General features: G+C 63.2%; 27 protein-coding genes. 25 read left to right on the plus strand and 2 right to left on the minus strand.

Features of this window, described 5'->3' with window-relative positions:
* The first annotated feature begins 2 nt into the window (after positions 1-2).
* The 4 genes from HPY32_RS21540 to HPY32_RS21555 all read left to right on the plus strand — a co-directional run bounded on the left by HPY32_RS21540 (position 3) and on the right by HPY32_RS21555 (position 3,246).
* Positions 3-980: a zinc-dependent alcohol dehydrogenase gene (locus tag HPY32_RS21540; protein WP_067595366.1), complete on the plus strand. Its 978-nt coding sequence runs from the start codon at positions 3-5 to the stop codon at positions 978-980.
* Positions 977-1,570, plus strand: a complete 594-nt coding sequence (locus HPY32_RS21545) for a histidine phosphatase family protein (RefSeq protein WP_067595364.1) — start codon at positions 977-979, stop codon at positions 1,568-1,570. Before HPY32_RS21540 ends, HPY32_RS21545 begins: the two co-directional genes overlap by 4 nt.
* 134 nt (positions 1,571-1,704) lie before the next feature.
* Positions 1,705-2,337, plus strand: a complete 633-nt coding sequence (locus HPY32_RS21550) for a hypothetical protein (protein ID WP_067595362.1) — start codon at positions 1,705-1,707, stop codon at positions 2,335-2,337.
* Positions 2,338-2,376: 39 nt separating this feature from the next.
* Positions 2,377-3,246: a hypothetical protein gene (locus tag HPY32_RS21555; protein WP_156674804.1), complete on the plus strand. Its 870-nt coding sequence runs from the start codon at positions 2,377-2,379 to the stop codon at positions 3,244-3,246.
* Between the two features lie 618 nt (positions 3,247-3,864).
* Here HPY32_RS21555 and HPY32_RS21560 read toward each other — a convergent pair.
* Positions 3,865-4,524: a pentapeptide repeat-containing protein gene (locus tag HPY32_RS21560; RefSeq protein ID WP_082871790.1), complete on the minus strand. Its 660-nt coding sequence runs from the start codon at positions 4,522-4,524 to the stop codon at positions 3,865-3,867.
* 148 nt (positions 4,525-4,672) lie between these two features.
* Between HPY32_RS21560 and HPY32_RS21565 the strand changes: the two genes are divergently transcribed.
* From HPY32_RS21565 to HPY32_RS21580, 4 genes are all read left to right on the plus strand, one after another.
* Positions 4,673-4,882 carry a DUF6374 family protein gene (locus HPY32_RS21565; protein ID WP_067595358.1) on the plus strand — a complete coding sequence of 70 codons (210 nt, stop codon included), beginning with the start codon at positions 4,673-4,675 and terminating at the stop codon, positions 4,880-4,882.
* A 474-nt stretch (positions 4,883-5,356) separates the two neighbouring features.
* Positions 5,357-6,157 carry a helix-turn-helix domain-containing protein gene (locus tag HPY32_RS21570; RefSeq protein WP_067595357.1) on the plus strand — a complete coding sequence of 267 codons (801 nt, stop codon included), beginning with the start codon at positions 5,357-5,359 and terminating at the stop codon, positions 6,155-6,157.
* Positions 6,158-6,300: 143 nt separating this feature from the next.
* Positions 6,301-6,918 (plus strand): class I SAM-dependent methyltransferase, encoded by a 618-nt coding sequence (locus tag HPY32_RS21575; RefSeq protein ID WP_171983010.1) that lies wholly within the window; start codon positions 6,301-6,303, stop codon positions 6,916-6,918.
* A 483-nt stretch (positions 6,919-7,401) separates the two neighbouring features.
* On the plus strand, positions 7,402-7,710 hold the full coding sequence (locus HPY32_RS21580) for a hypothetical protein (protein WP_067595353.1): 309 nt from the start codon (positions 7,402-7,404) through the stop codon (positions 7,708-7,710).
* On the opposite strand, the gene HPY32_RS21585 is transcribed toward HPY32_RS21580, so the two are convergent.
* Positions 7,707-8,108: a helix-turn-helix domain-containing protein gene (locus HPY32_RS21585; RefSeq protein ID WP_171983011.1), complete on the minus strand. Its 402-nt coding sequence runs from the start codon at positions 8,106-8,108 to the stop codon at positions 7,707-7,709. The two genes, HPY32_RS21580 and HPY32_RS21585, sit on opposite strands and share 4 nt — an antisense overlap.
* Positions 8,109-8,504: 396 nt before the next feature.
* Between HPY32_RS21585 and HPY32_RS21590 the strand changes: the two genes are divergently transcribed.
* The 17 genes from HPY32_RS21590 to HPY32_RS21665 all read left to right on the plus strand — a co-directional run bounded on the left by HPY32_RS21590 (position 8,505) and on the right by HPY32_RS21665 (position 19,535).
* Positions 8,505-9,446: a YqaJ viral recombinase family nuclease gene (locus HPY32_RS21590; RefSeq protein WP_171983012.1), complete on the plus strand. Its 942-nt coding sequence runs from the start codon at positions 8,505-8,507 to the stop codon at positions 9,444-9,446.
* On the plus strand, positions 9,446-9,901 hold the full coding sequence (locus HPY32_RS21595; protein WP_067595345.1) for a hypothetical protein: 456 nt from the start codon (positions 9,446-9,448) through the stop codon (positions 9,899-9,901). Before HPY32_RS21590 ends, HPY32_RS21595 begins: the two co-directional genes overlap by 1 nt.
* A gap of 60 nt (positions 9,902-9,961) precedes the next feature.
* Positions 9,962-10,735 (plus strand): RecT family recombinase, encoded by a 774-nt coding sequence (locus HPY32_RS21600; RefSeq protein ID WP_067595342.1) that lies wholly within the window; start codon positions 9,962-9,964, stop codon positions 10,733-10,735.
* 67 nt (positions 10,736-10,802) lie between these two features.
* Complete coding sequence (locus HPY32_RS21605; RefSeq protein WP_156674801.1) at positions 10,803-10,976, plus strand: hypothetical protein; 174 nt, start codon at positions 10,803-10,805, stop codon at positions 10,974-10,976.
* 126 nt (positions 10,977-11,102) lie between these two features.
* The gene (locus HPY32_RS21610; RefSeq protein ID WP_067595339.1) at positions 11,103-11,465 is read left to right on the plus strand and encodes a hypothetical protein; all 363 of its coding nucleotides are present in this window, start codon (positions 11,103-11,105) and stop codon (positions 11,463-11,465) included.
* A gap of 30 nt (positions 11,466-11,495) precedes the next feature.
* A complete protein-coding gene (locus HPY32_RS21615) occupies positions 11,496-12,338 on the plus strand; it encodes a phage antirepressor KilAC domain-containing protein (RefSeq protein ID WP_156674800.1) in 843 nt (280 codons plus the stop codon).
* Positions 12,339-12,506: 168 nt separating this feature from the next.
* Positions 12,507-13,871 (plus strand): DnaB-like helicase C-terminal domain-containing protein, encoded by a 1,365-nt coding sequence (locus HPY32_RS46205; RefSeq protein ID WP_171983013.1) that lies wholly within the window; start codon positions 12,507-12,509, stop codon positions 13,869-13,871.
* A gap of 128 nt (positions 13,872-13,999) precedes the next feature.
* Positions 14,000-14,449 (plus strand): single-stranded DNA-binding protein, encoded by a 450-nt coding sequence (ssb, locus tag HPY32_RS21625; protein ID WP_082871788.1) that lies wholly within the window; start codon positions 14,000-14,002, stop codon positions 14,447-14,449.
* 29 nt (positions 14,450-14,478) lie between these two features.
* Positions 14,479-14,928 carry a hypothetical protein gene (locus tag HPY32_RS21630; protein WP_156674798.1) on the plus strand — a complete coding sequence of 150 codons (450 nt, stop codon included), beginning with the start codon at positions 14,479-14,481 and terminating at the stop codon, positions 14,926-14,928.
* A complete protein-coding gene (locus HPY32_RS21635) occupies positions 14,925-15,704 on the plus strand; it encodes a PE-PPE domain-containing protein (protein ID WP_067595324.1) in 780 nt (259 codons plus the stop codon). The genes HPY32_RS21630 and HPY32_RS21635 overlap by 4 nt, the downstream gene beginning before the upstream one ends.
* Positions 15,705-15,767: 63 nt before the next feature.
* Complete coding sequence (locus HPY32_RS44770) at positions 15,768-16,040, plus strand: WhiB family transcriptional regulator (protein WP_082871787.1); 273 nt, start codon at positions 15,768-15,770, stop codon at positions 16,038-16,040.
* A complete protein-coding gene (locus tag HPY32_RS21640) occupies positions 16,034-16,972 on the plus strand; it encodes an AAA family ATPase (RefSeq protein WP_067595321.1) in 939 nt (312 codons plus the stop codon). The genes HPY32_RS44770 and HPY32_RS21640 overlap by 7 nt, the downstream gene beginning before the upstream one ends.
* Positions 16,973-17,522: 550 nt before the next feature.
* A complete protein-coding gene (locus tag HPY32_RS21645) occupies positions 17,523-17,858 on the plus strand; it encodes a hypothetical protein (protein ID WP_067595318.1) in 336 nt (111 codons plus the stop codon).
* A gap of 5 nt (positions 17,859-17,863) precedes the next feature.
* Positions 17,864-18,043: a hypothetical protein gene (locus HPY32_RS21650; RefSeq protein ID WP_156674797.1), complete on the plus strand. Its 180-nt coding sequence runs from the start codon at positions 17,864-17,866 to the stop codon at positions 18,041-18,043.
* Positions 18,040-18,231: a hypothetical protein gene (locus HPY32_RS21655; protein ID WP_067595311.1), complete on the plus strand. Its 192-nt coding sequence runs from the start codon at positions 18,040-18,042 to the stop codon at positions 18,229-18,231. The genes HPY32_RS21650 and HPY32_RS21655 overlap by 4 nt, the downstream gene beginning before the upstream one ends.
* Positions 18,232-18,312: 81 nt before the next feature.
* Positions 18,313-18,951 (plus strand): WhiB family transcriptional regulator, encoded by a 639-nt coding sequence (locus HPY32_RS21660; protein WP_067595308.1) that lies wholly within the window; start codon positions 18,313-18,315, stop codon positions 18,949-18,951.
* 53 nt (positions 18,952-19,004) lie between these two features.
* Entirely contained in the window at positions 19,005-19,535 is a 531-nt protein-coding gene (locus tag HPY32_RS21665; protein ID WP_156674795.1) for a hypothetical protein, read from the plus strand.
* Positions 19,536-19,656: the final 121 nt, after the last annotated feature.

A 19,656-nucleotide genomic window follows, 5' to 3' on the forward strand; every position in this document is an offset into this window, starting at 1 on the left:
CCATGCATGCTCTACGCCTATGCGCCCCAGGAGAATTCGAGCACGTCCCCGACGCCCCCGCTCCTTCCCCGAGCACCGGCGAGGTCATCGTCCGGTTCAGCGCAGCCGCGATCTGCGGCAGCGACCTCCCCAAGTTCCGCAGCACCGCCGATCACCGCTCCGGCCAGCTCGGGTTTCCCATCCATGAGTGCGTCGGCCACATCGTCGACGCCAACGCCTGCCCCGGACTCGAATCCGGCCAGCGAGTACTGGCGATGCCCAACAACGACTGCGGCCTGGCCGAGCTGTACCGGGCCGACCACACCCACACCCACCCCATCCGCGCCGCCCATCTCACCGACACCCAAGCGACCCTGATTCAGCCCCTGGCGACCGTCCTCTACGCAACCGCGAAACTCGGCAGCGTCGCCGGAACCCACGTCGCCGTGCTCGGCCTCGGACCGATCGGACTGCTGTGCGCCCACGTCCTGAACCAGCTCGGGGCGCGCATCACCGGCGTCGATCCCGTCGCCCGCAGCACGCACCTGACCACCGCGTTCGGTATCACCGACCACCTGCGCGACAGCGCCGCCGCCTGGCCCACCACCAGGCGGACCCGCGGCAACGTCGATATCTGTATCGAGGCGGTCGGCCACCAGCAGCACACCATCCGCGATGCCATCGCCATCACCCGCCACGGCGGCACCATCTTGGCCCTCGGCGTCCCCGACGACACGGAATACGCCTTCCCCTACGAAGCGCTGCTCCGAGCCAATCTCACCCTGACCACGAGCATCACCCCGCCCTGGCAGCAATTCTTCGCGCCAGCCGAAGACTATCTGTGCGCCCACCTCGACACGCTGACGCTGCTGCTCACCCACACATTCCCCATCACCCAAGCAGCAGCCGCCTACCGCATGTACACCCAGCCCTCCGCCGACCGGCTCAAAGTAGTCATCACCACTGCCGACGGCTGGACCACGAACGGAGTCCGCGCATGAACACCGCTCCCGGACGATTCTTGATGATCCGCCACGGCCGCACCACCGCCAACATCGACCGCATCCTCATGGGACGCACCGACACACCGCTACTCCCCGAATCCCTGGTCCAAGCCGACCAACTCGGCCGCGCTCTGGCCCTCGATCCGGCGGCGGTGATCTACAGCAGCGACCAACCTCGCGCACTGCGCACCGCCGAACTCATCGGCACTCCCGCCAACCTTCACCCGGTACCCGACGAGCACCTCAGAGAACGAGACTTCGGCCGATATACCGGCCGCTCGTTCACCGACCTCGAACAAGACCCGACCTGGCCCGCGGCCGACACCTCCTACAACGTCCGACCCGAGAGCGGCGAATCGTTGCGGGAGGTCGAAACACGGATATTCGGTCGACTGCTCGATCTGCACAACACATTGCCACCGCAGACGACCCTGACCGTCGTCGGGCACAGCACCTGCTGGAGGCTGGTCGAAGCAGTCCTCAACGGCCGCCGCCACGACCCCCTCGACGAACCGATCCCCCCACCGCTGAGTGTCCTGGAGCACCCGCGCGCCTCGTTGGAGCTGCTCCGCCGTCACAGCTCATAACGTATCGACAGCACCACTACCGACACACCCGACGACATGTCCAGTGCCTCGCCATTGGTCACCCGTGGTGTCGGTGCCCTGGTGTACGTTGCTGTTGAGCTGGTCGCAGTGGATGCCGAACAGCAAGAGTGCCAGTGGAATTCGTGACCGAATCGAATAGCAACGATAGCGATGGAAGCGGAGGCGTCATCGTGGGGAATGACGAACAGTTGGGCATGGACCTCGATCTGGACGTCGAGGAGTCCGCGTGGGCAAAGTGGGTCGACCCGCAGCGCCACGCGGCGCAAGCCCGGAAATTCCTCCAGCGCGCCGAATTGCCTGCCTTGCCGCCCGAACCGTGGGATTTCGAGTCGGACGAGGCAAGTCAGATCAATGACGTGGTCGCGGAACTGTTCCCGGATATCGAGGCCATGTACCTTCCAGACAATGCCGACCTCGTTGACCAACTCGTCTGCTTCACCGGGGAGTGGTTCGTCAAGTACCTTGATGCACAGTGGATTGATATCGCAAAATATAAGGACATGCCATCCGGATACAACGACTGCGGTGATAAACACTTCTACCCTGGTATCGAACCAGGTATAGCATTCAAATTCGAGGGCTGGAAAACTTGCTCGGCAGAATTTCTCACCGAATATATTATCGAGAACGAATTCATCTCCATAATCGAGCTGGTATCCGTGTCGTTCTGGAGGCTGCGCAAGGAAGGCGCACCGTCGTTCTCCGAAGCGCGCCAAGATTTCCCGTACCATCCTCCTTTCATGTGACCATGTGAAGTAGTATTCCGCAATCCGGGGGCGGATTCCATGCCTGATGACGGTTATAGCCGCGATCGCAAACCATTCGACAGCAACCAGCGCGGCAGAATCTTCGAAAACGGCACGTATCGGTATTTCCGTGATTGGGAAAAAGGATACGTCCCCGGTTCCCGAATCTATGAGGCCGAAAAAGAAAGAATCCGGTTCGATAAGGTAAAGGAAGATCGGGGGCTGGTCTATACGATCGAAGACAAATCCGGCAGGATCGGCGGAACGAAGGACGAGAACCAGCTGAAAGCAATTCGCACTCTGATCGAGAGGGGAGAAGTTCAGCATCATCTACTCCGATCCGTCGAAGGTGAGGCGGTATCGAAAGAGGCGCAGGCGCTGATCGAGGCACTGGCCCGAGATCATCCGGACAAATTCACGCATCAAGTGATCACCCGAGACCAGGCCCGCGAGATTTGGGCGCGTGGCCTGGAGATGGAGCGTGGTCAGCAACTCGAACTTCCGGGCGTCGGTGAGCTGGCGCGCCAGCAGAAGGCTCAGCAACGGGATACGCCACAACAGGCGCGAACAGCCGAGGAACGCGCGAGGGTCGAACGGGAAGCCGCGGAACGGGTGGCACGGGAATTCACACCCCCAAGCCAGCAACCCCGAGGACGGGAAATCGCCGACGAACGCGCCGCGCAGGAAAGCCAGCAATTACAGCAGGCACAATTAGCCCGCGTAGCCCACGAACAAGCCGTGCGGGCTATGTTGCCGCACGCTCCAGAAGTAGCGGATCTACTAGCGAGATCCTTTCTCACACCAGATGAAGTCCTGCGGAACGGTCCAGCCCCGCACGACGGTACAACCAGGGCGGGCCGGGAGGCACGGGCACAGGCACTGGAACGGGGCATTGGTCGAACCCGCTAGTGAAACTACCGGAATGAACGCGTCCGATACCGCACACCGCAAAGGGGTGGAAAGTGATACCAAACCCAGTCGAACCAATCAAGGCGGAGATATGACCGACGATGATACGCAGAGCAGCCGACGCTGCCCGCACGAATGGTGTGACGCGAGATGGCACGTATTGCCACTTACCGAGCGTTCAATACTGATGACGCTTCGGGGAGAAGACCGAATCGGATACCAAGCATCGGCCGATACATCGTTGGTTCTATGCCCGGGTTCAGAATTTGCGGGCGATTTCAATCCACCCGACACAAACGAGGTCATGTCGCGACTGACAGCGGCCTTGACGACCTCCCGATCAGATCCTCATGCGCGCATGCGCGCCGCATATCAGCGTATGCTCGGTCAGTTGCCCCCCGAAGCTCGCGCCAAATACCCGGAAGACCCTTTCGAAGCACCCGACCTATGGGACGCGTGGGAGAGGCAGACAGGCCCGCGAATACCACAGTCTCCACAGGCACACTCCGATCCCGATCCTTCTGCGTGACTTAATCGGGGGCGCGCTGCCGAGCGTGACCGGATATGGAACCGCGCACCCGAAAAGGGCGGGCGAGCGTAGCCGACTGAATACCGAGTCTAGCCGTTCTGCTGTATCCGTAGGATGGCGTGCCACAGTTCATCGCCAGACTTCCCCGTCAGATCCGGGGGAAGCCCGATCGCTGTAGAGATATCGACGTATTTGAAATCCGCTTCAGCCAGAGTGCAGTCGGTGAGGTCTGTGCCGTCCAGGTTGGCACTCGGTAATAGAGCGCGGGTGAGGTCCGCGCCACGTAGTTTTGCCCCTGTCAGATCAGCGCCGGTAAGATTGGCCTCCCGGAGGAGCGCCCCGGAAAGATCTGCCCCGGAGAAGTCTGTACTGATTAATACCGAGGACGTGAGATCCGCTCCGCGGAGATTGATATTTGAAAGATCTGTGTGATCGAAATGGGCTCCGCGAAGGTTGAGCATCTTGACACTTTCCTCGGCTGGGTATCGACGGAGCGCAGTAACGGCGGCGAGAATATCGGCAGGTATCTGATCTGAGTCTGCGCCTCTTTCCTGGCGTGTAGCGTATCGCAAGAAGTCCGCGAGACTTTCCAGGGCTGCAACCCGATAGGAGGACGAATCTTTTATAATTCGTTCGAGTATTCGGATGCCGCCTGCGCGTTGGATCGGGTTGTCAGCACTCAGCATCTCGCCAGCAGTGCGATACGGCTCAAGCCACTCTCGTTCCTGGTCCTTGTCGATCTGCCCCATCTGCTCAACCTATCGCGCGGAGGCCCGTCACGCGCGACACCCGGCAGCGTAGACACTGCCGAGGTTACTCACACGGCAACAGGCAGCCCTGCGTAGCGACAGACCATCTGGTATCGAACATGAGTTCGACTCGAGGTATCGTCTGGCCATGCCTCTTTCTCGTCGAGACTGGGCGACGATGAACCTGGAGCAGGTTCGGTCGCAGTTGTTGGACGCTGCTGCGTTCGGGAAGTATCTGCCGCCCGAACAGCTGGAGAATGCTGCCGGGAAGATCGCGGAGGGGCTGCGGATCTTCCTCGAAGAGACCCAGCACCTTGCGCAGGTCGAAGATGCCGAAGCCCCCGGTCGCGGGGGCTAGCGGGGTGTGCGATGTTCATCCAGGGGTGCCGCCGTTGGGTACCTCGGGCTTGTAGTTGAGGTTTGCCGTGTCTCGGGACCAGCGGTGCAGGTAGTCGGAGTTGTCGGTGGCGCGGCAAATCGCTGGATGGCCGACATCCGGTATCGGGGAAGGCTTCTCGTCGGCGCTGGGTAGTTCTGGTGCTGGATCGATTGCCCGTTCTCGCCATGGCGCATCATCGGCCTCTGCGGTCAAGGGCTGTGGTGGCGTCGATGTCTCGAACACTGGTGTCGGTCACGTGTGTTGGCGTATGGCCTCTGGCGGTGCTCCGAGGTCGGCGGGCGGCGATGAAGCTGGCTCGTCCCCGTGGTGCCGCTCGCTGCCAGTGAGACCGAGGCAGTGAGCGCAAAGCTCGGATCGCCACGATGTGTAAGTTCCAGGCCGCCGCCGGTATAGGTGGGTACAGACTGACCGGTACCGAGCAGTGAGGGATGCGTGGCGAAGCAGGAGAAGATGACTGGACTACCGACGCTGGGCGAGTTTGTTGCCGCCCTGCGGATTCGGAAAAGTCTGACACAAGAGGAACTTGCGAGGCGGACCAATTTCAGCGTCACCACCTTGCGGAACATCGAGCAGGATCAGGTCGACAGGCTCAGCAAAACGATGCTGATCAGGTTGGTCGACGCGCTTGCGCCAACGCCCGACGAGCACATCCACCTCTTGGTCCTCAGCGGTCATTACCAGTCCCATCGCGAGCCGGTGTCGGAGGAGTTGGCGCTCATGATGCTGTCGACGTTCACCGATGCGACGATGGCGGCCTACTTCATCGGATGGTCGGTGGCGCGGACCCGGGCCGGTGTTCCGATGGCGACCCCGGCTTTCGACAGGCTGTGGCCGGGAGCCTCGGAAGCCAAATCGTTCGTCCATTGGTGGTTCACCGACGAAGCGAAACTGCGTTCCCCGGACTGGGAACCGGACGTGAGGGACCTGGTGGGTCATGTCCGCCATGTCGCGTCGTCGCCTCAGTTTCGCCCCGAAGTCGCCGAGATCCTGGACGACCTCGGTGGCAATCCGGAATTCCGGTCCTTCTGGAACTCCGGATACCTATGCACTACCTGGCCGTCCAAACCGAAACGACGGGTGTGGATACCCGAACCGGGCAACGAGCGGGAGGTGACCGTGGTGGAGCAGCTTCTGGTGTGGCCGCTCACCAAGAACATCACGCATAGCCTGCATGTTGGCGTCATACAGGAAGCCCTCGAAACCCCTGTCCCCTCTTGGCGGGATTTCCCGTGATCGAGTTCATCGACGATTGCTCCGCGCCTCCATCGCTTCAGAAGCACAGCCCGCACTTCGACGTTGACATGGATAGCCTTGCCTAACCAGTAGGCAGACAGTGGAGGAAACACATGAGTACCACAGATGAGAAGCGGTCGTTCGTGCCCGCGTTCGGATTCGATTGGCTGACACCAGCGTACGAGCCGCTGATGCGCGTCCTCCAGCCGATCCGCAAGCAGCTCGTCGACCAGGCCGACATCCAGCCTGGAATGACGGTGCTGGATTTCGGTTGCGGGCCAGGGCAATTGGCGCTGCTGATCAAGGATGCCTGTCCGGGTGCTCAGGTCATCGGCGTGGATGTCGATCCCAGGATGCAACGGATCGCCCGCCGACGTTTCGCCGCCGCTGGCGCGGATATCGAGTTCCGTTTGGGGACACTGGAAGATCTCGCCCTCGCACCGGGCAGCTTCGATCGAATCCTGACCGGTTTCGTGCTGCATCACCTGACCACGGAACAGAAACTGTCGGCACTGCGCGGCATGCACGGACTGCTGCGTTCCGAGGGACGGCTGCACATCCTCGACCTCGGCCAGCCGCGTGGCATGCTCGCCAAACTCGGCTCCTACGGCCATCGCTTGTCCCATGGCCGGGGTGTCCTCGATGCGAATCTCGATGGACGCGTCCCCGCCTTGATTCGCGACGCCGGTTTCGCCGATGTCGAAGAGATTCCATGTGAACCCGCGAGGCTCGGCATGGCGTTCTGGCAAGCGCGACGATAACAATTCGGCCAGTCCCCCGCGGTCAGAACCGTTCTGGCTGCGGGGCACCCGCGCTCTGGCCTGCGGTGCGGCAGGCCGAGCATCGTCGATCACAGATTCGCCATCAAACGCCTGACGATGAAGCTCCGGAAATTCCCAGACGATTCACCAATCCGTCCGGTCCGGACACCCCGATAGTTCGAGTTGGCCGAGCCGATTTGCGCTGGCAGATATGCGTGTCCCCGTGGCAAGTGGGCGGTACTTCCGCTCGGTACCAAAAATTTTGGTGACCTCGAGCGTTGCCTTCTGCTGGACAGCGGCGGGCGAAAGCTGTTTTCATGGGCTGCGCCGGACGAATCGGGCAGAATGTGAGACTCACGGAGAGCCTCGCAGGCGGGGGATGCGCGAGGTGATGCGGTAAGGGGTGGGTCGGCGGCGACACGGAAGCCGGAATCATCGCCAGGAGCTGGCTCACTTGTCAGGTTGTCGAATGTTGTACGAACGATGGGGATTGAGTTGTTCGAAACGCAGGTGGGTGCGGATGAGGGAGCGCGGACGATCAAGTCCGACGAGACGAGCGTGCTCGGTGAACGCTTCGGGTTTGAGCTGTGGGCCGAAGGTCTCGACCTCACCGTGACACTCACCAGGGGCGACTCGATCGACAACGTCCAGGACTTCGAGCTGGACGAGCTGGCGCGCCTCAAGGGCCGGGTAGTCGCCGAGACAACCAGATTCTGCGAGATTGTCGACAAATTGCTGCGCGCCGGTATCGCCGAGCGCTCTGGTGTGGGAAGACTACGTGTAGTCGGCTAGTCCTCGGTGTCCGTGCTGTCCTTGTACGCCTCGAAGAGGCCCTCGACGAGGGCGGCCTGCTCCTCGGGTGTGCGAAGCCCGCGGAAGAGGGCGAGGAGAACGATCTCCTGCATGTCGGCGGTGACCCGCATCGACATCGGCTTGGCTTGCTGCCCTTCGATGTAACCGATCAGTTCGCCGATCGGCTTTTTGAGCGTGGCCGCTAGCCGCAGCAGGATCGACGGATCGAGGATGTGTCCGACCTTGCCGCTCAGCAGGTTGTACACGGTTCCGCGAGCGATACCAGCGCGCTTCGCCAACTCGACACGGGAGGGCTTGCCTGTGCGGGTATCCACAATGCCTGCCATGCGCATTGCATCAACGAGCCATGCGTCGTCATCTGTTGACGTGTCGCTCATTGTTGCCTGTGTTCCCGCCTGCACCCGCCCATGATGCAGGAGTGTAGTTGGCGATGCAACACTTCCGAAGCGCAACGATGCCATGCCTCGGCCGGTACCCAAAACAAGGGCTTTACAAACAGGCAGAACTTCTGCGTGCGTGACTATTTCGGGCACCTGTCCACTGTGAGCCAAAAGGCACCGGATCGATGTTCCCTCCGCTTGGTGTGGCGGAGCAGACTCGAGTAATGTCGTTCGGGCGAGGCGGGGGTGAAGCGGCGAAAGCACTGGTCAGCATTGATCAAGGATGCCGCCCCTGGGATGCGCGCGACGGACTGGCAGGCGTGCAAACCTCGCACCGAACACTCTATTTTGTGATGCTTCGGGCGTCCGAGAAACCCATGAATGGGAGATCTGGTGACGCCTGCTGTCAATGGGCAAGCGGAAATTGTCGGCGAATTCATCTCCGGCAGCCCCGAATGGCACGCCGCCCGCGCGAACGGAATCGGCGGCTCGGAAATCTCCGCCGTTGTCGGCCTGTCCCCCTGGGAGGGCCGATTCGGTCTCTGGCACCGCAAGAAAGACCACCTCGCCACGGTTGCGGAGACGGCCCCGATGAAATGGGGCACGCTCCTCGAACCGGTCATCGCCGCCGAATACATCGCCAACCACATCGACCGCGGTCAACGCGCGACCACCGGAGCCACCTACCGGCACCACCAGCGCCGCTGGCAGCTCGCCAACCCCGACCTGCTGATCTGGTCCGGAGACGAGCTGGTGGACGGTGTGGAGATCAAAGCTCCCGGCCCCGACTACTCCGAGAAGTGGGGCCGTGACGGATCAGACAACATTCCTATCTACTATCGCTGCCAAATCGCCTGGTACTGCGACGTTCTGGGTCTCGAGTCGATGGCGTTGCGCGCCTTGATCGGTGGCAACGATGCCCGGTCCTACCGCATCCGCCCGTCCCGTGGCGACCTCGAGTTCCTCCGCAGCGAGGGTGAGCAGTTCTGGACCCAGTTCCAGAACGACATCCCACCCAACCTCGACGGCCACCTCGCCACCTACCAGGCCGTGCGCGAGCTGCACCCCGACATCGACCGCTCGGTCATCGTGGACGCCCCCGCGTCACTCGCCGACCGCTGGTGGGAAGTGCAGGCCAAACGTGAGGCCGCCGACGCCGAGTACATGGAGGTCCGGACCCAGATCGCCGATCTCATCGGCATGGGCTGGAAAGCCCGCTGCGGGGACCAGAACCTCGCCTACCGCGTCCGCCCGGCCAACGGCGGCGACCCGTACCTGAAATCCGCACCCCGCCCCGGCACCACCCCGACCTCGATCACCAAGGCAGCAGCGTAATGGCCGACAACACCCGCCGTATCCTCATCACCGGGTCGCGGCGCTGGGCGGACCCGCAGCTGATCGCCGACACGCTGATCGGCTGGTGGGACGCCAACGGCCGCCCGAACGACGTGGAGTTGGTGCACGGCGAATGCCCGTACGGCGGCGCGGACGAGCAGGGGGCCGACGTGTGGCAGGCGCTCTGGCTGCCGGTGCGCGCCGTGCCCATGACGACTCGGTACTGCGACGCGGACTGCTACCACAAGCGCCCCGCCGTACCCGGCAAGTGCCCGCGCCGCGGTCCCGAACGCAATCAGGCCATGGTGGACCTGGGCGGGTACCTGGCGGCGTTCGCGTTCCCGCTCCCCGACTCGCGCGGCACCCTCGACTGCGTTGCCCGTATTAAGGCCGCCCGCATCCCTTTCACCGAAGTGAAGCCTCGCCGCATCCCGGCCCGGGTCCGCTATGGCTGAGCGTGCCGCACCGCGACCGGCCGAATAACGCTCCACCACAACTGAATAGTAGAGGAACATATGTCGGAGATCTCGAAAGCTGTTGCCACTCAGCAGAACCCGCTGGCCGTTGTCGCCCGGTACAAGCGCGAGCTGGGCACCGTTCTGCCGACCGTGCTGCGCCAGGACCCCGACCGCTGGCTGATGGCCGCTGAGAACGCCGCGCGCAAGAACCCAGACATCATGGCCGTCACCAAAGCCGACCAGGGCGCGAGTTACATGCGGGCGCTCGTCGAATGTGCCCGGCTGGGGCATGAGCCCGGCTCGAAGGACTTTCATTTCATCAAGCGTGGCAACGCGATCAGCGGCGAGGAAAGCTACCGGGGAATCATCAAGCGAGTCCTCAACTCGGGCTTCTACCGCAGCGTGGTCGCCCGCACCGTCTTCTCGAACGACACCTACTCGTTCGACCCGCTGACCGACATCGTGCCGAACCATGTCCCCGCTCAGGGTGATCGCGGCAAGCCGTTGTCGGCCTATGCGTTTGCTGTCCATTGGGACGGCACGCCGTCGACGGTGGCAGAGGCGACTCCGGAACGGATCGCGACCGCGAAAGCGAAGTCGTTCGCTTCCGACAAGCCGACCTCTCCATGGCAGCTGCCGACCGGCGTCATGTACCGCAAGACCGCCATAAGAGAACTCGAGCCCTACGTTCACGTCGCGCCGGAACCGCAGCCGCGCCGACATCTCGACGGCACGGTAGGCGGCATCCCGGCCACCGATTTCGACGTGGACGACGGCGATGTCCTCGACATCACCGCGGACCAGCTGGCCGAGGCGGGTGAGATCGTATGAGCCCGGCCTCCGAGTCGGCCGTCCCGCACTTCGCCGACTGATGCCGCCGCCATCCGCATGGTGGGCAGTGTGCGAACACGCCGACCTGCTCGAGTCGTGCCGGGCACCCGCCACCGCATCCGTCCACTGGCGGTGGTGGGGCATCAAGCACTACTGCACCCAACACCTCGTCGACCTCACCTGCGACTACCCCAACGACCTGATCCGTTGGGACATCCTCAACCCGGAAAGGCGAACCTGATTGTCCCCGACCGCTGAAAAAGCCGCTGCCGCAGCGTATTCGGCGGCAGCGGCGATCGACCGCCGCATCCCGCCCCCGACACCGGACCGGATCGCGGCATGGTCGGCGTTGTTCGAAGGTTCGGACATGGAACCGCAGGAAGCCGTGGAAGCAGTGCGGCAGTACTACCGCGACCCGAGCAATGTGTACTCGATCATGCCTGCCCGGGTGCTCGCAGCGGTGGCCGAATTGCCTCCACACGCCTCGGAAGCCCGGTTCCGGGCATTCATCAGGCGGTGGGCCGAATACCCGTACAGCGGGCAGATCCAGCGTCTCACCGGGATGGAGTGGTGGCCCACGCTGCCTCTGCCGGACGGCGTCCGCGGCGACACGGCCGCTGAACGCGCCTACCACGTCGATGAGTTGAAGGCGTGGGTGCGCGACAACTGGGCGGAAATGAAGTCCCGCGTGCTCGACTCGCGTGAACCACGCAGTGCCACAACGGAATAACAACTGAAGAGAGAACGGAAGGGGCCAAGCATGACCCACCTTGCGCTATCGAGTGAGCCGGTAACCACCACTATCGGCCTTGAACCCAAGAGCCCATTCGACGCGATCCGTCGCATCCGCTCGGATGGCTCGGAGTACTGGAGTTCCCGCGAGTTGATGCCGCTGATGGGATACACGGCGTGGCGCAACTTCATGGTCCCGCTCGAGCGAGCGATGAAGGCCGCCGCGAACCAAGGACATGACGCGACCAGCCACTTTGCGGTATCCCGCAAAGTGGTGGGGCGCCAGCAGGGCGGCGGCACCGAACGGGCGGACTACGAGCTGTCCCGCTTCGCCGCTTACCTGGTGGCGATGAACGGTGATCCGAACAAAGCGGAAGTCGCTGCCGCGCAGGCGTACTTCGCGATCCAGACTCGGCATGCCGAGGTCGCGCGACCGTTCACTCGGGAGGAGCTGCTGGCGCGTGCGGTGTTGGAGTCGGCGGACGTAATCGCCGAACAGAAAGCACGGATCGCCGCCCGAGACGCGAAGATCGCGATCGACGCGCCGAAGGTGGCGGCCTTCGAGGAATTCCTCGGGGCGGACGGGACCTACGGCATGGCGGTGGTCGCCGACATGCTCGGGTGGGGTCGCAATACGATGCTGAAGCGATTGCGTGAAGTCGGTGTTTTGTCGAGTCAGCCGAACATGTGGAATGTGCCACTGCGTAGGCACATGAAGCATTTCAAGATCGTGGCGTATGCCAAGGACGGCACCGAGCGTGGCTACACCACCTACGTACGGCCAAGTGGCGTGGAGTTCATCCGCAATACGATCGGTGTCGGCACGGGTGCGGCCAGCTGCTCCCGCCTTGTCGATGTGCCGATCGGCTGACCCGGAATGGAATTCCCCTCCGCGTACGAGCGGCTGGTGTCGGCGCTGCGCGGAGCCGGGGTCGTGGTCGACGACAAGGGCGACCACGGCTGCGCGCAGACTCCCGGTCACAGCCCCGGCGACCGCGGCACAACCTTCCGCAGGGTCGCGGACGGGGTACTGCTGTGGGTGCACAACGGCGACCGCGACGAGGTACTGTCGCGGATCGGCCTGTCGATGGCCGACCTGTTCGACACTGACCGGACCGAGTACGGCTACAGCGACGGTCGACGCGTCATCCGCTTCTACGACAAGAACACCGGAAAGAAACGCTTCGCCCAAGGTGGAAACAAAACGGGCACAGCACTTTTCGGTGTCGAAACGATCCCGGACGATGTGAACGTCCCGGTCGCGGTCGTCGAAGGCGAGAAAGATGTCCGCGCCTTCCAGGCGATCGGCGTTGCGGCCGTATCACCGCCGCAAGGCGCGAACACCGACCCGGCACGGTTCGACTGGACGCCGCTCGCCGGGCGGCCGGTGCTGGTGGTCCGCGACATGGACGAACCCGGATTAACGCACGCGCAAAGGGTTTTCGCGCTCGTCCGTGACATCTGCGATGCGGGGATCGTGGAACCGGCCGTGGGCAAGGACGCGGCGGACCATATCGCTGCCGGGCTCGAACTCGGCGAACTCCGGCCGATGCGGTTGCCGATGCCCGACGGGGTGCGCAGCTTCTCGGAGGTACTGGGGGACTGGTGGCAGTGGCTGCACACCCCGGCATCGGAGCGGCGTGTGTTCTCCACACCGTGGGCGGCGCTGGACGATCACCTGGCGGGTGGCCTGCATCCGCGCCGTACCTATATTTTCGCTGGCCGTCCGGGTGCGGGAAAGACGGTGTCGGCGTTGAACATTGCGCAGCACGTGGCCGAGAGGCACGCCCCTACACTCGTGGTGAGCCTGGAAATGCCCGACCTCGAGATGGCGTCGCGGCTCGTAGCGGCGGGCTCGCAAGCCCACTACGGGCAGATCACCCGCCGCCAGCTGGACTCGAATCACGCTCGCCGTGTCCAGGACTACATGGAGTCGGATCGGCCGGACTCGACGAACCTGTGGATGCTGGACAAAACCAGCCTGACGATTGAGCAGATCCGCGCCTACGCCGAGCAGATGCAGCAGGCGGTTGGGTTGGGGCTGTTGGTGATCGACCACATCGGCCTCATCAAGCAGTCGCGGAACGGGTTGTCACGCCGGGAGGCGATCGGTCACGCCAGCTGGCAGTGCAGCGTCATGGCCAAGGACTTGGACATCGTGGTGTTGCTCGCGTGCCAATTGAACCGGGGGACCGAGCAGGAGAACCGGCCGCCCGTCGCCAGCGACCTGAAAGAATCCGGCGACATCGAACAGAACGCGGATGTGGTGTGTCTGCTGCATCACCCGAAGATCAACGGCGAACCTACTGGTGATGTGGAAATCCGCCTCGGCAAAAATCGCACCGGCCCGCACGGCGCGGTCGTCACACTGCCCTGGCGCGGGCATATGGCACGAATCGGATAACGTTCCGACAACCACATACAGGCGCAATTCATAAGGAACCATAGGCGGGTTCTTCGCGGCACCCGGCCTTATGATGTAGACCGTCGCCATCGACCGGTGAACAGAAAACTGAATAGAGGAACGAGATTATGGTTGGAGAAACACCACTCACCATTGTGGGCAACATCACCCACGATGTCGAACTCGGCTTCACAGCAGGTGGAACGGCCTTCTTGAACCTCACCGTTGCCTCCACGCCTCGCGTGTTCGACAAGAACACCAACGAGTGGAAGGACGGTGAAACGCTTTTCCTGCGCGGCGTTGTGCGGCGGAGGCTTGCAGAGAACGTAGCAGATAGCCTGTCCAAAGGCTCCCGTGTCATCGTGACCGGTCATCTCAAGCAGCGCAGCTACGAGAAAGACGGCGAAAAGCGCATGGTCATCGAAATGGAAATGGTCGATATCGGTCCATCCCTGATGTTCGCAACCGCGACGATCACCCGGAATTCCGGAGACGGAAACGGTATTCGTACCGCTGCGGGCGGCGGTGAGGTGTGGAGCACGCCGGGCGGCGCTACCGCAATGGAAACCCCCTTCTGAGAACCAGGGACAACTGAATAATGGATGACTTGAAATTCACGCTCGTCAGGATCGGCGAGAACCCGTACCAGTCTGATGACCGGCGAGTGTTCGTCATCAGTGCCACCGACGACGACGGCGACCAGTACGGCGTCCTGACCGGCGCGCCCTATATCGAATGCGGCCCGTTCCGCGCGATCCGCGACGCCGTGGTGGTGGAGCTGCCCGAGGTCGAGAAGACTCCCGGCACCGCCATCTGGCGAATCAAGAACGGCCCGGACGGCGGTCCCCGCGTCCCGGAGAACGATCTCGACCAGATGATCGAGGTCGGCCGCGCTGCTATAGCCGTGAAGATCGCGCTCGGGAAGGCCCGCTCGCCCGAGCAGCTCACCTCCGATCTGAACCGCCTGCTCGGCCTCACCTATCTCGACCCCGGGAACGTGGATGCCCGCGGGCGGCTGCGGGCGGCCCTGGCTGAGGGCCGGGTGAGGTTCGAATGATCGACGTTCTGTGCGTTCCAGGCACCGGGGAGCACGCGCCGCGGGGTAGCGACCGGCCCGTGGGGATGCTCGCCGAGGTGGCCAAGCACCTCGACGAGCGCCGGTTCGCTACGTGGAACGTGGCCTATCCGGCGTCCTACGGCCCGGTCGGTGGCGACAGTGTGCTCGGTCTGGATTATGTGCGGTCTGTCGATCAGGGCGTGGAAGCGTTGCTGGCCGAGATTCGCAGCACGACGAATCTCGTTGGTCTGCTTGGGTATTCGCAGGGGTCTACGGTGGTTTCCCGGTTGCTGGAAGGCATGGTGCGGGGCGATTACCCGGATGTGGAGGTTGCGTTCGTCGGGTTGATCGCGAACCCCATGCGGGCGCAGGGCTGGGTGTCGATCGACGGCAGCAATTCCGGTTACGGCATCGCGGGTGAGCACGGCCCGTGGCCGGACGGCTTCCCGATTTGGGAGGTTGCGCAACCGCGTGACCCGATCTGCTCGCTTCCCGGTTCCAGCCCGCTGCGCGGGTTCGCCGACCTGACAGCAGCATTCAGCGTTGCGGACCCGGTGTGGTGGGGACGGCAACTTGTGGAGAGGACGAACGCCGAAACGATGCAGCGATGGTTCCTGCGGGGGGTGACTGACGATGTTGCCGCCTGGGTCGACGAGGCGCTCAACTACGCGGTGCGTGGCGAGCACACCTGCTACGGGTCTCGGCGGATCTGGCCCGGTGGCCGGACATACACCGAGGAACTCGCACGATTGATCGACGAGGGATTCCCCGAGTAGTTCTGGGGCACAACTGAATACAAGGGTTTGGTGTTGGGGTTGGGTGACAGGGAACGTGATTGGATGCGGCTGGCCAAGTGCCGGACCGCATCAACGCCCGAGGAATGGGCGCAATGGGAATCGGACAACCGAGGTGGCGCGCAACAAACGGAGGTAGTGCTCGCCTGCACCGGCTGCAAGGTCGCACGTGAATGCGCCACGTACGCATTGACTTTCGAGCCTCGCGGCATGGTGTGGGCCGGAGTACCGGTACCGGAAATGCCGGGCACCGACTACTACAAGCGGGCATTGCGACGGCTGGAACGTATCGCGGATGGGGACCTGAAGCCGTGGTGACCACCTTGTTCGTGCCCGGTGTCCCGGCTCCGCAAGGCAGTAAGAGGCACGTCGGCAACGGTCGGATGATCGAGTCGTCCCCCCGGCTCAAGCCCTGGCGGGAGACGGTCAACGCCGCGGCTCGTACGGCCGGGGTGCCGCTGTACGAGGGTCCTGTGGTGCTCGGCATGGAGTTCGTCTTGCCGCGCCCGAAATCCACACCCAAGACCCGGCCGACGCCTCCGGCGACGAAGCGCCCCGATATCGAGAAGCTGGCTCGCGCGGTAGCCGATGCCATCGACGGCATCGCCTACCGCGACGACAGCCAGGTTGTGGCGATGCCGCTGGCCAAGAGAATCGCCGAACCAGACGAACCATCCGGCGTCCACATCCAAATCGCCACGTACACAGCCGAATCCGTTCACATCATCAGTACTGGCATGTATCGGAGCAGCATCATGACCGAACTCGTCATCACGCGTGGCTGGCCCGGCAGCGGTAAGACCACCCGCGCTCGAACCTGGGTGGAACAGGCCGAGGGACGCGTGAAGGGGCCGAGCCGAGATGACCTGCGTGCCAGCCTTTTCAACCGCTCCGGCATCCTCACCGGCGAGCAGGAACAGCTGATCACCCGCGTCCAGGAGGCGGCCGTGCGTGCACTGATCGCGGCCGGACGCTCGGTGATCGTGGATGACACGAACCTGCGCTTGGCACACGCCCGGCGGTGGGCTGATCTTGCGGCAGAACTCGGGGCTGACTTCCAGGTGCTCGACATCAAAACCAAGCTTGAACAGTGCCTCGATAACAATGAGGAACGGGCACGCCGGAGCGGCGGTCGGTACGTCGACCCGGACACTATCCGACAGATAGCTGAACAGTTCCCCGTCACGCAGTGGCCCGAGGTGAAGGCCAGTGAGGGCGTCGACCAGGCTGCGGCCAACGAAGTGATCTGAACCACACGAGATGTTCACCGTCTTGCACTCGATGAACATCTTGATTACATTTCAATCCATGCCAACAACCCCCGGCCCCGGGCAAGCGTCACACGCTTGCCGGGAAAGGCGAGGCACCCCAGCAGGATACGCTCGGCATCGACGCAACGCCGAGAAAGCCTGTGCGGAATGCCTTGCAGCCCACAGTAAATACACGAGCCAGGCAAGAAAAGACCGTGGCACGAAGACGGCACCGCTTGTCGTCATCGAACTTGACCACGATCCGTTCATGATCCTGTGGCGCGAGGCGACAGCCGCGACACGGAGCCTGATCGCCCCCCGAATCCGCACCAGGTACGTCCGGGCGGGACTCCCCACTCGATGACATGCTGGGCGATACTCACAGCCCTCGCATACCTCTTAATCGTCGACGCCGGTCGTGACTACACGACGAATCGGCGGTATACAGCCATGCGCTACCGGGCTCAAATAGCCTCCGCCGCAGTCCTTTTCATCGGGGGAATGGTGGCCCTCACTCAAATCTGATCTCACCGACAGGATTCGAGCACCCATGACAGCCGTACTCACCGCGCCCAAATTCGAAATCCGGCAGCCCGCGAACCACTGGACCGCGATCTCGATCGGCCCCGCTCGAACACTCGTCCGGATCGGATCGCATCACAGAAACGCCGTGGACGACATCGCGACACTCGCCGTGATCCTCCGCGAGCGTCTCGGCGAAGACCTCGCCGACCACCCGAAAGACCTCGAACGGACCTGGAGCGGCTCGCCCGACATCAGCCGCAACGGCACCGTCTACATCCGCCTGCGCAACCGAGGCCGAACGATTCACCGCGAATACCGCATCGGACTCGACGAAATCCGCTCCCGCCAAGCCGAATGGTAGCCGACATGCTCAGCACCAAACACCTGCTGTCACGAATCACGTACCTCGACAATCAGCCACAAGAAGTACTCACACAACTCCTCGAGCAACTCGTTCAGCACATCGTCGAAGGCGCCGACGATCTCGGAATATCAGTCCTCGCCATCGACGGTGTACTCGACCTCATTGACGAGCACCTGCCGTGAAATCCGCGCACCTCAACTACGACCACATAGGAATGACACTTGTCACCGGAGCAGGGAGCAAACGCAAACGCGGAACCCTGCTCGACATCGAATACATGAATTCCTACATCGTGGCGACAGTCCGCTACACACACGGGCCACTGCGCGTCGTCCTCCCGAACGACACCGACATCGACATCGAGAGATGACCAACGCCGACGAAGCGTAGGGCGTCGCCGCGCCGCGCGTCGGCCCCTACCACCTGCTCGGCCGAATGATTGGAAACCGACATGGGAACCGCCCAATACGACTGGGTAAGCCGAGCCGCCTGCGCCGAAGGAGAGCACCTCGACCCCCTGCGGCTCGCCAAGCATTACACCGCCGTGGCTGAAGCCGAAGGCCGTGGACTGCAAGTCGAAGAAGTCTGCGAGATCCTCGGCGTCGGCCGTCATGCTGTGCACGGGATGCGACGGCGGGGAAGCCTGCGCAGCACCGTCATCGGGCGCGTCGTGTACATCGTCCCGGAATCGCTGACCGAGTATCTGGACGAGCAGGAGATCGACCCGTTCTTCCCGCGCCAGAGCCAGCGCCGCGACGCCGAACGCGCCATCGCGATCTGCAAAACCTGCCCGGTCACCAGCGAATGCCTCGACCATGCTCTCGCCAACTTCTGCGACGAAGGGATCTGGGGCGGCCAAACCGCGAAAGAGCGTATGCAACTGCGTATCTCGAAAGGGATGCGCCGCCCGCCGCAGGAACCGCTTCTCAGTCCGGCCGAGTCGGACGAGGTACGAACCAAGTACCTGAAGAACTGCGAAACGATCGGACACGGGGGAGTCGCCGCACTCGCCGTCGAATACAACGTCAGCCAGCGCACCATCTGGCGCTACACCAAGGGCCTCTCGGCACAAGTAGTGCAGGCCGCGTAATGCACATCGTCCACCAATGGTCCCCATGGAGAATTGTCCCGGTTGAGGCCGCTATGAAAAACGTTGCAGCACTACCGAAATGGCTGATCGCGACCCGTGCCTCTGCCTGGCTCGCCGGACTGGCCGCACAGAGCGTCGCAAGCAACCAGACGAGGGTGACCCTCGACCGCGACGTGGCCCCCACACTGCTCACCAGCCTGCACGACCTCACGGCCGTGACACAGACCCTCGTCGACGAAGTCCGCAAGGCGCACGATGTGGCCGCCGCGAGCGAGACGGCCTTCCGTATCCACGCGACCGACATGAAGCAGGCGATGACGGCACCCGGCGACGACCAGCAGCGCCCACGCACCGCCTACCCTGGGATGCTGAGCGACACCCACACCGCCACCGCCCCCAGCCAGCCGACGAACCGTCGCATCCACATCGACTACACCACCAGCGATTTCGGCGAGATCCTCGCCGCCGCCCGGCTGCTGCGCGACGACGCACGCCCTGATGTCGGAGCCCACGTCGCCTACGCCGCCCTCGCCTACTCCCGCCAGATCATCGCCACCCACAACCACCACAAGGACCGCAAATGACCACCACCGACGCGATCGGCCCCGCCTACTACCAGTTCCCCGGCGCGACCAACCTGCTCGCCGCCCCCCGCGCTGCGGCCCAGTAATCCTGTTGGTCACTATCGGATAACAATTCGAGTGG

Source organism: Nocardia terpenica (genome assembly GCF_013186535.1).
Lineage (GTDB): Bacteria > Actinomycetota > Actinomycetes > Mycobacteriales > Mycobacteriaceae > Nocardia > Nocardia terpenica.